Here is an 11,402-nt window from a genome sequence, read left to right on the forward strand (position 1 = left end):
GCCATGGATAAACTGATCTTCACCGCCGTCAGCGGCGCCGAGCGCAGCATGCGTGCGCAACAGGTGCACGCCAACAACCTGGCCAACATCGAGACCGCGGGCTTCCGCGCCAACCTCGAAGTGGCCGCGACCCAGGCCTTGCAGAACGGCTACGGCTACGACAGCGCGCACCTGGCCAAAACCGAGGCCGACACCATCTCGACCCGCGCCGGCGCGGTACGCGAGACCGGCCGCCCGCTCGACGTCGCCATCAACGGCAACGGCTACCTGGCGGTCCAGTACGGCGACGGCGAAGCCTATACCCGCGCCGGCGCCATCGACATCGACGCCAACGGCGCCCTGTCGGTGCACGGCCACCCGCTGATGGGCGAAGGCGGGGCGATCGTGCTGCCGCCGCACCAGGCGGTCGAGATCGGCACCGACGGCACCATTTCCGTGCTGACCGAAGGCGCGACCACCATGCAGGCGGTCGACAAGCTGCGCCTGGTGAACGCCGAAGGCGCGGAACTGACCAAGAACGAAGCCGGCCTGATCGTGTCGCGTGCCGGCGATCCGCTCGAGGCGGACCCGAACGTCACCGTGCGCGGCCGCGCCCTCGAGGGCAGCAACGTGTCGGCGGTGGAAGAGATGGTCGCCGTGATGAGCCTGAACCGCAGCTTCGAGATCCAGATGAAGCTGTTCAAGGCCAGCGACAGCATGAATGAAGTGGGCAACCGCCTGATCGGCGCATAAGCGCTGCCAAACATTTAAGGAGTACCCATGAATCCAGCAATGTGGATCAGCAAGACCGGCGTGCAGGCACAGGATGCGAAGCTGCAGGCGATCGCCAACAACCTGGCCAACGTCAACACCGTCGGCTTCAAGCGCGACCGCGTCGTGTTCGAAGACCTGTTCTACCAGGTCGACGCCCAGCCGGGCGCCCAGAGCGCGGACAACACCGTCTCCAACGGCGTCCAGCTCGGCAACGGTACCCGCATCGTCGGCACCCAGAAGGTCTTCACCAACGGCAGCATGCAGACCACCAGCCAGCCGCTGGACGTCGCCATCAACGGCGCCGGCTTCCTGCAGGTGCGCCGCCCGAACGGCGAACCGGCCTTCACCCGCGCCGGCCAGCTGCAGGTGGATTCGAACGGCACCCTGACCAATGCCCAGGGCCTGCCGCTGGTGCCGCAGATCACCGTGCCGCAGAACGCCACCGCGATCACCATCGGCGAGAACGGCATGGTCTCGGCCACCGTCGCCGGTTCCACCACCCCGACCGAACTCGGCCAGCTCACGCTCACCAGCTTCGTCAACCCGGCCGGCCTGCTGGCACTGGGCGAGAACCTGTTCCAGGAAACCGCCGCCTCGGGCACCGCCAACGAAGGCCGTCCGGGCGACGGCGCTTTCGGCAAGCTCAAGCAGGGCGCGCTGGAAGGCTCGAACGTGCAGGTGGTCGAAGAAATGGTCGACATGATCGCCGCACAGCGCACCTACGAAATGAACACCAAGGTGCTGTCGGCTGCCGACAACATGCTCCAGTACCTGGCACAGGCGGCACGCTAAATAATGAAACTTGTTACCGCGGCGCTGTGCGCCATCGTCCTGACCGGCTGCGCGTCCGCGCCGCCGCGCCAGGTCATGAACGACGACGACGATTTCGTGCCGATGGCACGCACGGCGTCGCGCGGCGTCTCGGGCGGCGTCTTCACGGGTGAAGCCGTGTCGCTGACCTCGGACAGCCGTGCCTACCGCGTGGGCGACGCGGTCACCGTAATCCTCCAGGAAACCACCCAGGCCAGCAAGCGCGCCGGCACCAGCTTCTCGAAGAGCTCCTCGGCCGGCGTGTCGCCGATCGCGGCCCTCGGCAAGACCTTCGGCAAGACCGCGATCGACATCTCGGCCGACCGCGAGTTCGAAGGCGACGCCACCAGCACCCAGCAGAACGCCCTGTCGGGCGCGCTGACCGTGATCGTGCAGGAAGTCCTGCCGAACGGCTTGCTGCGCGTGGCCGGCGAAAAGAACCTGACCCTGAACCAGGGCGAGGAATTCGTGCGCCTGAAGGGCTTCATCCGCGCCCAGGACATCGACAACGACAACCAGGTGTCCTCGCTGCGCGTGGCCAACGCCCGCATCGCCTATTCGGGCAAGGGCGCCCTGGCCGATGCCAACCAGCCCGGCTGGCTGACCCGCTTCTTCAACAGCCCCCTGATGCCGTTCTGAGGACAACATGATTCAAATTTTCCGCGCCTCGCGCGCTTTTCGAATCATGTTGTGCGCCGCCGTGCTCGGCGCCGGCGCCCTTCCCGCCCATGCGGCGCAGGCGCTGCGCAACCTGGTCAGCGTCGAAGGCGTGCGTGAAAACCCGCTGGTCGGCTACGGCCTCGTCGTCGGCCTGAACGGCAGCGGCGACTCGACCCAGGTCAAGTACGCCAGCCAGTCGGTGGTCAACATGCTCAAGCAGTTCGGCGTGCGCCTGCCGGAAGGCGAAGACGCCAAGAACAAGAACGTCGCCGCCGTCATGGTGTCGGCGGTGTTCCCGCCGGGCTACCGCCGCGGCCAGGCGATCGACGTCACCGTCTCGTCGCTGGGCGACGCGAAAAGCCTGCGCGGCGGCACCCTGCTGCTGACGCAATTGCGCGCGGCCGACAATGAAATCTATGCGCTGGCCCAGGGCAACCTGGTGGTCGGCGGCCTGAACGCGACGGGTAAAAGCGGTTCCTCGGTGACGGTCAACACCCCGACCACCGGGCGCATCCCGAACGGCGCCATGGTCGAGCGCGAGATCGCCACCGACTTCGCGACCCGTCCGCAAGTCATGCTGCGCCTGCGCCAGCCGCACTTCGAGACCGCCACCAACGTGGTCAACGCGATCAACAAGCAGTACGGCCCGATCGCCACCACCGCCGACGGTACCAGCGTCGAAGTGGTCGCCCCGAGCAACCCGACCGAGCGCGTGGCCTTCATGGCCAAGCTGAACAACCTGCGCATCGAAGCCGGCGTCGAGGTCCCGAAGGTGGTGTTCAACTCGCGCACCGGCACCGTGGTCATCGCCGACGGCCTGCGCGTGAAGGCCGCCGCCGTCACCCACGGCTCGCTCAAGGTGGTCATTTCGGAAAGCGCGCGCGTTTCGCAGCCGGGCCCGTTCTCGCGCGGCCAGACCGCGGTGACGCCGGAATCGAAGCTGTCGGTGGACCAGGGCTCGGGCCAGATGTTCAACTGGCCGGCCGGTGCCAAACTGCAGACCATCATCGACGTGGTCAACAGCCTGGGCGCCTCGCCCGACGACATCATGGCGATCCTGCAGGCGCTCGACCAGGCCGGCGCGATCGAAGGCGAACTGGTGGTGATCTGATGAAGATCGACCAGAACCAGCCGATCCCGCTGTCGGCCGGCACCGAGGCCCCGGCCGTGGCGCCTGCCGCGGACCAGCCGGACCCGGTTTACGTCGCCAAGGCCACCAAGGCCGCGGTCGAGTTCGAACGCTTCTTCATTTCGCACATGCTGAAGGAAATGCGCTCCTCGACCCGCGCCATGGCCACCGAGGACAGCGTCTTCAACAACCGCGTCAACCAGGACATGCAGGACATGGCCGACGACTTGCTGGCCGGGAACATGGCCGGCAACCGCGCCTTCGGCATCGCCGACGCGATTTTGCGCCAGCTGGTCCCCGCCGCCAGGCCCGCCCTTAAGCCTGAAGAAAAAGCTTAATAAGCAGCAATAAACGGTCGCCTTATCAAGGTGTACCCCCGCTCGAGGAAGAATCCGCACCATGGCCATCATCAATAACGCACTGTCGGGCGCGCTTGCCGCTCAGGTGGCGCTGACCGCAAGCAGCCAGAACATCGCCAACCTGCAGACCAAGGGCTATACCCGCCAGGCCGCCCTGCTCGCGGCTGTCGGCCCGCAGGGGAATCCGCAGTCGAGCGGCCACGGCGTGCAGGTCTCGGCCCTGCTGCGCTTCTCGGACGGCTACAAGAGCCAGGCCATGTGGCGCGCCGCCTCGGACCTGGGTGCGCATTCGCAGACCCAACCCTACCTGAGCCAGCTCGAGAACGTGATGGGCGACGACACCGCCAGCCTGTCGGCCGGCATCGACCAGTTCTTCGGCGCCCTCAACGCGGTCGCCGGCGACCCGGGCTCGACCCCGCTGCGCCAGCAGGTGCTGACCTCGGCCGGCCTGATGTCGGAACGTTTCAACGGCCTGAACAACGTGTTCAATTCCCAGCTGCAGTCGGTGCGCAACCAGCGCGGCGCGATCGTCGATTCGGCCAACGCCCAGATCGCCTCCATCGCCAAGCTCAACCAGCAGATCAGCGAAGCCCAGGCCGGCGGCCTGAGCGCATCGGCCATGATCGACGCGCGCGACCAGGCCATCGACGACCTGGCCAACAAGATGGCGCTGGAAGTCTCGGACAATGCCGACGGCACCCGCGACGTCTCGCTCAAGACCGGCCAGTCGCTGGTACTGGGCAGCATGCACGGCACGCTCAAGGCGGCGCCGACCGCGACCTCGCCGCAGGAATTCTCGCTGAGCTTCGCCGGCACCACCTACGTCCTCGACGCCGGCAAGCTCGGCGGCCAGCTGGGCGGCCTCACTCGATACGAAACCGAAAAGCTGGTGCCGCTGCAAAAGGACATCGCCGACATCGCCTCGCAGATTGCAAGCAAGGTCAATAGCCAGCTGTCACTCGGCTTCAAGCCGGACGGCACGGCCGGCACCCCGCTGTTCGTCTACACGCCGGGCAGCAATGCCGACATGCTCAAGCTCAGCACCGGTTTCGTGGCCGGCGACCTGGCGTTCTCCGCCGACGGCGCCCCGGGCGATACCGGCAACCTGCAAAAACTGGTCGCCATCAAGAGCCAGCCGATCACGGTCGGCACCATCGGCAACGTGCTGCTGAGCGATGCCGACGCCCAGATCGTCGGCAAGCTCGGCGTCGACAGTGCACTCAACAAGGCCGCCCTGAAGACCACCCAGACCGTGCGCACCCAGTCGGTGGACGACTGGCAGTCGACCAGCGGCGTGAACCAGGACGAGGAAGCGGTCAACCTGGTCGAGTACCAGAACATGTACCAGGCGAACATGAAAGTGATTGCTGTCGCCAACCAGCTGTTCGACGCCACGTTGGCGATGATGGGCTAAAGGAATCACCATGCGTATCGCAACCACCCAGTACCAATCGACAATGAACCAGTCGCTCCAGAACAACCAGGAGCGCATCACCCACCTGACCCAGCAGATGGCGGCCAACAAGCGCATCCTGGTGCCGTCGGACGACCCGGTCGACAGCGTGCGCCTGGCACGCCTGGCGCGCGAGGAAGCGACCGTGCAGCAGTACCGCGACAACATCGGCTCGATCAAGATCCGCCTGACCAAGGCCGAAGGTTACCTGCAGAATATGTCGGACGAAATCATCCCGGGCCGCGACCTGCTGGTCTGGGCGCTGGACGGCGGTAACGCGCCGGACGACCTGAAGGCGATGATCACGCCGCTCGAGGCGCTACGCGATAGTCTGCTGTACAACGCCAACTCGATCGACACCGAAGGCAACTACAATTTCTCGGGGACGCTGACCAAGACCGCGCCGATCGCGTATAACCCGCTCGCCGCCCTCGGTTCGCGCTACACTTACGTCGGCAACACGAATTCGCAGAATGTGGTCATCGGCAATGGCATCACCCAGGCCGGCAACCAGAACCTGCAAGGCATCGAAAAACTGCTGAACCACCTCGAGCAGGCCATCACGACCCTGAAGACGCCCGGCGTGTCGGCGAACGATCCGGCCGTGCGTTCGGTGCTGACGAGCGCCCTGGGCGGCTTCGACGACGCACTGAACCTGGTGACCAGCAAGGTAGCGACGCTGGGCGGCTCGCAGAACATCATGAAGACCCTGGACGCCAACCATGCCAACGTCAGCCTGTCCAACAAGATGGCGATCACCGACATCGGCACCCTCGACGTCGGCGAAGCGGCGACCTCGCTCAACGGGTATTCGACCGCCCTGCAGGCCACGTACAAAGCCTACAGCCGCATCGGCACCCTGTCCCTGTTCTCTGTGTTGTAATTCCTTATGGACGCAGCCCTTCGTTTGAACAACTCGTCGGCCTCGCCGGCCAATTCCTCGGTCGGCAATGCCGCTGCTGCGGCCTCGACCGCCACAGCGCGCGCCACCGCGGTCAAGCCGCTCGACCCCGACAGCCGCGTCGTCACCCAGGTCGCCCCCGCTACCGCCCCGCTCCAGCGCGGCATCAAGTGGGACACCCGCCTGCAGGGTGATGTCGCACGTGCACAACAGGCGATCGACTACCTGGAACGCGTCGCCTCGCAACTCGAAGCGCTGAAGGCCGACCTGAGCGCCAAGATCACCGGCCGCAGCGACCCGGCGCGCCAGATCGAAGCCCGTTCGCAGCAACTCGCCAGCACACTGGAAGCGCGCCGCAAGCAGTCCGGCGGCGGCGTCGATGCCCAACTCGGCTTCAGCGACGGCCAGCCGGCCATGACGCGCTTCCGCATCCGCGGTTTCGACCTGGCCGCGCTGCAGTCCGCAGGCCAGCAGACCTATGCCTTCTCGGTCGGCAGCAGCGGCGGACCGCAGCTGACCGCCACCATCGAAGCGGGCATGACGCCGGAAGAAATCGCCGCGCGCCTCGACCGAACCTTATCGCCGGTGAAAGTCCGCGTCGCGCTCGATAACCAGCAGCAACTGGTGTTCAGCGCGCCGGAAGCCGAGTGGACCGGCATGAAGGATGCCATCGCGATCTCGGGCCGCGGCCGCGTGGACGTCGTGGAAGAACCGGCCGGCCTTGCGCCTGAACAATGGAATATCGGTAACCCTGACGCCCTGCGCCAGAGCCTGCGCGAAGTGGTGCAGGCCCTGGCCCGCGTGCGCCGCGCGCAGGAAGCGGCCAGTGCCGCGCTGAGCGCCGCCATGGTGCGTACGCCGGACGCACCGCTGCCGGAAGCAGAACTGGCAGTCGTCACCGGCGACTTCGCCTCCACGGCTGCCGGCCACGACTATCAATCCCTGCTGGCCATCACCTCGGCACTGGTCGGCGTCAGCCGCGACCGCGTGCAGGCCCTGCTCGGGCTGCGCTGATCCCTTCATGAAAAAAGCTCCCACCGCGCCGTGCGCGGTGGGAGCTTTTTTATTGCGTGTGCGGTTTAGAAGCCGTATTTCAGACCCACGCTGACGACGTCCGGCTTGGCGCCATAGGCCTTGCTCTTGCCGTAGCGCTCATACTCCGCCTGCAGCGCCACATTCTGGTTCAGCTTGTACTCGACGCCCACGCCGCCGTAGCCGCCGGTATCGTCATCCTTGAAGCGCTGGCCCAGGTCGTTGCTGAGCTTGCGCTCGTTGTGCGACAGACCCACCTTGCCGTAGGCCGACACCTGCTCGTTGATCGGCAGCGTGTACTTGGCGGCTACATAGGTGCCATAGCCTTCGGTGCTGCCGCGCACGCCGAAATCGGTCTTGTGGTGGTTGGTCCAGCCGGCCTCGACACCGACCCGCTCGTCGAACTGGTAGCCGGCGAACAGCTTGCCGTCAGCCTTGTGGGCGTCGACGGTCGTGTTCTTCGCGCTCACGGCGGCGGCGCCGACATAGCCGCGACCGGCGGTCTGGGCTTGGGCGGTGCCTGCAACGGCGGCGGTGGCGATCAGTGCAATCATCAGCTTTTTCATGCGAACTCCCTTCAATAATCTTCATCTGGCCCGCAATTCACAACGAATCGCGATGTAGTCACAATAGCAAACCTTGCCGGTCGATCCCAGTGGAAACCTGGTAAGAACTGTAACAAGATGCAAAATGAAGACCAGATCTGCACTTATGTTCGCCAGATGACCGACGATAGGCAAGAGTGTGACGGGCGCAACGATACTTCCGGAAATAAAAAAACCCGCTGCAAGCAGCGGGTTTTTCGCCCCCTCATGAAGCGATTACGCTTCGCGCGATGCCTTCTTGCGCTCGTGTTCCTTCAGGAAGCGCTTGCGCAGGCGGATCGACTTCGGCGTGATCTCGACCAGCTCGTCGTCCTCGATGAATTCGACGGCGTATTCCAGCGACATCTGGATCGGCGGCACCAGGCGCACGGCTTCGTCGGTACCCGACGAACGCACGTTGGTCAGCTGCTTGCCCTTGATCGGGTTGACGACCAGGTCGTTGTCGCGCGAGTGGATGCCGATGATCATGCCTTCGTACACGGGGTCGTTGTGCGACACGAACATGCGGCCGCGGTCCTGCAGCTTCCAGATCGCGTAGGCCACGGCGGCGCCGTCGTCCTGCGAGATCAGCACGCCGTTGCGGCGGCCGGCCATTTCACCCTTGCTGTTGTCGACCGGTGCGTATTCATGGAACACGTGGCTCATCAGGCCGGTACCGCGGGTCAGGGTCATGAATTCGCCCTGGAAGCCGATCAGGCCACGCGCCGGGATCAGGTACTCGAGGCGCACGCGGCCCTTGCCGTCCGATTCCATGTTCTGCAGGTCGCCGCGGCGGCGGCCCAGCTCTTCCATGACACCGCCCTGGTTGACTTCTTCGACGTCGACGGTGAGGTTCTCGTAGGGCTCATGGCGCACGCCATCGACCATCTTGTACACGACGCGCGGACGCGACACCGCGAGCTCAAAGCCCTCCCTGCGCATATTTTCCAGCAGGATGGTTAGGTGCAGCTCGCCGCGGCCCGACACTTCGAACACGGTGTCGTCGTCGGTCGGCGAGACGCGCAGCGCCACGTTGGCCTTCAGCTCGCGCTCGAGACGCTCGCGCAGCTGGCGGCTGGTGACGAACTTGCCTTCGCGGCCGGCCAGCGGCGAGCTGTTGACCATGAAGTTCATGGTCAGGGTCGGCTCGTCGACGGTCAGCATCGGCAGGGCTTCCGGGGTATCCACGGCGCAGACGGTCGAACCGATGCCGATGTCTTCGATACCGTTGATCAGGCAGATGTCGCCGGCGACGGCTTCGTCGACCAGCACGCGCTCCAGGCCCTTGAAGTTCAGCACCTGGTTGATGCGGCCCTTGATCGGGGTCGAATCAGGGCCGTTCAGGATCACGACGTCCTGGCCGGTCTTGACGCGGCCGCGGTTAACGCGGCCAATGCCGATCTTGCCCACGTAGGACGAGTAGTCCAGCGAGGTGATCTGCATCTGCAGCGGGCCGTCCGGGTTGTCGTCACGAACCGGCACGTATTTCAGGATGGCATCGAACAGTGGCTTCATGTCGCCACTGCGCACGCTCTCGTCCATGCCGGCATAGCCGTTCAGGCCCGAGGCGTAGACGATCGGGAAGTCCAGCTGCTCGTCGTTCGCACCGAGCTTGTCGAACAGTTCGAAGGTCTGGTTGATCGCCCAGTCCGGGCGCGCGCCCGGACGGTCGACCTTGTTGACCACGACGATCGGCTTCAGGCCCAGGGCCAGCGCCTTGCGGGTCACGAAGCGGGTCTGCGGCATCGGGCCTTCCTGGGCATCGACCAGCAGCAGCACCGAGTCCACCATCGACAGCACGCGCTCGACCTCACCGCCGAAGTCGGCGTGGCCCGGGGTGTCGACGATGTTGATGTGGGTGCCTTCGTACTCGACCGCGCAGTTCTTCGACAGAATCGTGATGCCACGTTCTTTTTCGAGGTCGTTCGAGTCCATCACGCGGGTGTCCACCGCCTGGTTTTCACGGAAGGTGCCGGATTGGCGCAGCAGCTGGTCCACCAGGGTGGTCTTGCCGTGGTCAACGTGGGCGATGATTGCGATATTACGAATCGCGCGTTTGGTGTCTGACATGTATTTTCAACAGTGAATGTTGCGTGATGGATGAAGGCAGCGAGGTCGATTGAACTTGCCGATTTCCGTAACCCGCTACTATAGCACGGTTATCGCCCTTGCTGCGCTGCAGCGGGAGGGAAAGGCCAGGTATTTCGACGAACAGCCGGGCGCGCCCAGTATAGCGGCGGAATATTGAAGGTTGATGACGGTCCGGACGCCGCCGGGCAGCCAGTGGCTGCCACTTCCGGACCCAGGCGAGATGGGGACGCTCCGCGGGTTTTCAAGGCCGGTGGAAGCGATTGTTTATTGCTGGGCAGCGATCAGGCGCTCCGGCGCCAGAATGGCGTATTCCTGCAGGTTCGCCGTGCCGAGCAGCTTGCCCTCATGGTAGACCCGCACCCGGCCCAACTCGACCGGCACCTGCACGGTTTCCTTGCCGAGCGCCAGGCGCTGGCCGTTCAGGAAGCGCTTCGCCAGCTCGGGCGTGAGCTCGACCGACGGGAAGCTCGACAGCAGGGCGTCGACCGGGGCCAGCAGCGAGAACGGGTCGGCATGGGCCTGCAGGTCTTCCAGCGAGATCATGCGCTCGGTCGAGAGCGCTCCCACCTGCACGCGGCGCAGCGCATTCAGGTGCGCGCCGCAGCCGAGCGCGGCGCCGATGTCCTCGCCCAGCACGCGCACATAAGTACCCTTGCTGCAGGTCACCAGGATCTTCAGATACGGCGCCGTGTAGTCGACCAGCGACAGGCCGTGGATCGTCACCGGGCGCGCTTCGCGCTCGAGCACGATGCCTTCGCGCGCATACTCGTACAGCGCCTTGCCGTCGCGCTTGAGCGCGGAATACATGGGCGGGACCTGGAGGATGGGGCCGCGGAAGCGCGCCAGCGCGGCTTCGATCTGCTCGCGCGTGACATCGACCTCGCGCTGCTCGACCACCTCCCCTTCGGTGTCGCCGGTGTTGGTCATGATGCCGAGGTGGACCGTGGCCTCATAGGTCTTGTCGGCTTCCAGCAGGTCCTGTGAGAACTTGGTCGCCTCGCCGAAGCACAGCGGCAGCAGGCCGGTGGCAAAGGGATCGAGGGTGCCGGTGTGGCCGGCCTTCTTGGCGTTCAGTACGCGCTTGGCCTTGAGCAGGGCGTCGTTCGAGGACAGGCCGACCGGCTTGTCGAGCAGGAGGACGCCATCGACCGGGTCGCGCGGCTTCTTGGGCGGACGTGCGTTCACTCGGAATCCGAATCTTCGTCCTGGCCGAAATCGGCGGCGCGTACCGCATTGGCCTGGTCGATCAGGGCCGACATGGCTAGGCCGCGGGTGGTCGAGGTGTCGTGCACGAAGTGCAGCTGCGGCAGCGTATGGATGTGCAGGCGCTTGCCGAGCAGGTTGCGCAGGTAGCCGGCCGCTTTCGACAGGCCTTCGAGGGTCTGCTTGACCTCTTCCGGGCTGTCCTTCAGCAGGGTGAAGTAGACCTTGGCGTGGGCGTAGTCGGGCGTCAGCTTGACTTCGCTGATGGTGACCATGCCGACGCGCGGATCCTTGAGTTCGAAGGCGATCAGTTCCGACAGGTCTTTCTGGATCTGGTCGGCGACGCGCAGGCCGCGCTGGGGGATGCTTTTGCTGTGTTTTGCCATGATGTTGCTAGTATTTTTTCTTGTGAGGTCCGAAGGCCAAA

12 protein-coding genes are annotated in these 11,402 nt (G+C 65.1%); 8 read left to right on the plus strand and 4 right to left on the minus strand.

Annotated elements, in window-relative coordinates; genetic code table 11:
* Positions 1-3: 3 nt before the first annotated feature.
* From AC56LK_RS05740 to AC56LK_RS05775, 8 genes are all read left to right on the plus strand, one after another.
* Positions 4-732, plus strand: coding sequence for a flagellar basal body rod protein FlgF (locus tag AC56LK_RS05740; protein WP_497183611.1), 729 nt, complete (start codon positions 4-6; stop codon positions 730-732).
* 27 nt (positions 733-759) lie between these two features.
* A complete protein-coding gene (flgG, locus tag AC56LK_RS05745; RefSeq protein WP_436107213.1) occupies positions 760-1,545 on the plus strand; it encodes a flagellar basal-body rod protein FlgG in 786 nt (261 codons plus the stop codon).
* Positions 1,546-1,548: 3 nt separating this feature from the next.
* Positions 1,549-2,202 carry a flagellar basal body L-ring protein FlgH gene (gene flgH / locus AC56LK_RS05750; protein WP_497183612.1) on the plus strand — a complete coding sequence of 218 codons (654 nt, stop codon included), beginning with the start codon at positions 1,549-1,551 and terminating at the stop codon, positions 2,200-2,202.
* A 7-nt stretch (positions 2,203-2,209) separates the two neighbouring features.
* On the plus strand, positions 2,210-3,334 hold the full coding sequence (locus AC56LK_RS05755; RefSeq protein WP_497183613.1) for a flagellar basal body P-ring protein FlgI: 1,125 nt from the start codon (positions 2,210-2,212) through the stop codon (positions 3,332-3,334).
* Complete coding sequence (locus AC56LK_RS05760) at positions 3,334-3,690, plus strand: rod-binding protein (protein ID WP_497183614.1); 357 nt, start codon at positions 3,334-3,336, stop codon at positions 3,688-3,690. Before AC56LK_RS05755 ends, AC56LK_RS05760 begins: the two co-directional genes overlap by 1 nt.
* A gap of 61 nt (positions 3,691-3,751) precedes the next feature.
* On the plus strand, positions 3,752-5,125 hold the full coding sequence (flgK, locus tag AC56LK_RS05765) for a flagellar hook-associated protein FlgK (protein ID WP_497183615.1): 1,374 nt from the start codon (positions 3,752-3,754) through the stop codon (positions 5,123-5,125).
* Between the two features lie 10 nt (positions 5,126-5,135).
* Positions 5,136-6,047: a flagellar hook-associated protein FlgL gene (gene flgL, locus AC56LK_RS05770; protein ID WP_497183616.1), complete on the plus strand. Its 912-nt coding sequence runs from the start codon at positions 5,136-5,138 to the stop codon at positions 6,045-6,047.
* A gap of 6 nt (positions 6,048-6,053) precedes the next feature.
* Positions 6,054-7,079 carry a hypothetical protein gene (locus AC56LK_RS05775; protein ID WP_497183617.1) on the plus strand — a complete coding sequence of 342 codons (1,026 nt, stop codon included), beginning with the start codon at positions 6,054-6,056 and terminating at the stop codon, positions 7,077-7,079.
* A 65-nt stretch (positions 7,080-7,144) separates the two neighbouring features.
* Here the strand turns inward: AC56LK_RS05775 and AC56LK_RS05780 are convergent, their stop codons facing one another.
* From AC56LK_RS05780 to rbfA, 4 genes are all read right to left on the minus strand, one after another.
* The gene (locus tag AC56LK_RS05780; RefSeq protein WP_497183618.1) at positions 7,145-7,663 is read right to left on the minus strand and encodes a porin family protein; all 519 of its coding nucleotides are present in this window, start codon (positions 7,661-7,663) and stop codon (positions 7,145-7,147) included.
* A gap of 255 nt (positions 7,664-7,918) precedes the next feature.
* Positions 7,919-9,751, minus strand: coding sequence for a translational GTPase TypA (gene typA / locus AC56LK_RS05785; RefSeq protein WP_497183619.1), 1,833 nt, complete (start codon positions 9,749-9,751; stop codon positions 7,919-7,921).
* Between the two features lie 285 nt (positions 9,752-10,036).
* Positions 10,037-10,957, minus strand: coding sequence for a tRNA pseudouridine(55) synthase TruB (truB, locus tag AC56LK_RS05790; RefSeq protein WP_497183620.1), 921 nt, complete (start codon positions 10,955-10,957; stop codon positions 10,037-10,039).
* Positions 10,954-11,361 (minus strand): 30S ribosome-binding factor RbfA, encoded by a 408-nt coding sequence (rbfA, locus tag AC56LK_RS05795; protein WP_436107223.1) that lies wholly within the window; start codon positions 11,359-11,361, stop codon positions 10,954-10,956. The genes truB and rbfA overlap by 4 nt, the downstream gene beginning before the upstream one ends.
* Positions 11,362-11,402 lie beyond the last annotated feature (41 nt).

It is taken from the genome of Telluria sp. ZB4P36 (genome assembly GCF_059685865.1).

Bases quoted from the DNA above. Each gene is read 5' to 3' on its own strand.
- AC56LK_RS05755 (WP_497183613.1), top strand. From the start codon at position 2,210: ATGATTCAAATTTTCCGCGCCTCGCGCGCTTTTCGAATCATGTTGTGC.
- typA (WP_497183619.1), bottom strand. From the start codon at position 9,751: ATGTCAGACACCAAACGCGCGATTCGTAATATCGCAATCATCGCCCAC.
- AC56LK_RS05775 (WP_497183617.1), top strand. From the start codon at position 6,054: ATGGACGCAGCCCTTCGTTTGAACAACTCGTCGGCCTCGCCGGCCAAT.
- flgG (WP_436107213.1), top strand. From the start codon at position 760: ATGAATCCAGCAATGTGGATCAGCAAGACCGGCGTGCAGGCACAGGAT.
- AC56LK_RS05740 (WP_497183611.1), top strand. From the start codon at position 4: ATGGATAAACTGATCTTCACCGCCGTCAGCGGCGCCGAGCGCAGCATG.
- flgL (WP_497183616.1), top strand. From the start codon at position 5,136: ATGCGTATCGCAACCACCCAGTACCAATCGACAATGAACCAGTCGCTC.
- flgH (WP_497183612.1), top strand. From the start codon at position 1,549: ATGAAACTTGTTACCGCGGCGCTGTGCGCCATCGTCCTGACCGGCTGC.
- AC56LK_RS05780 (WP_497183618.1), bottom strand. From the start codon at position 7,663: ATGAAAAAGCTGATGATTGCACTGATCGCCACCGCCGCCGTTGCAGGC.
- AC56LK_RS05760 (WP_497183614.1), top strand. From the start codon at position 3,334: ATGAAGATCGACCAGAACCAGCCGATCCCGCTGTCGGCCGGCACCGAG.
- rbfA (WP_436107223.1), bottom strand. From the start codon at position 11,361: ATGGCAAAACACAGCAAAAGCATCCCCCAGCGCGGCCTGCGCGTCGCC.
- flgK (WP_497183615.1), top strand. From the start codon at position 3,752: ATGGCCATCATCAATAACGCACTGTCGGGCGCGCTTGCCGCTCAGGTG.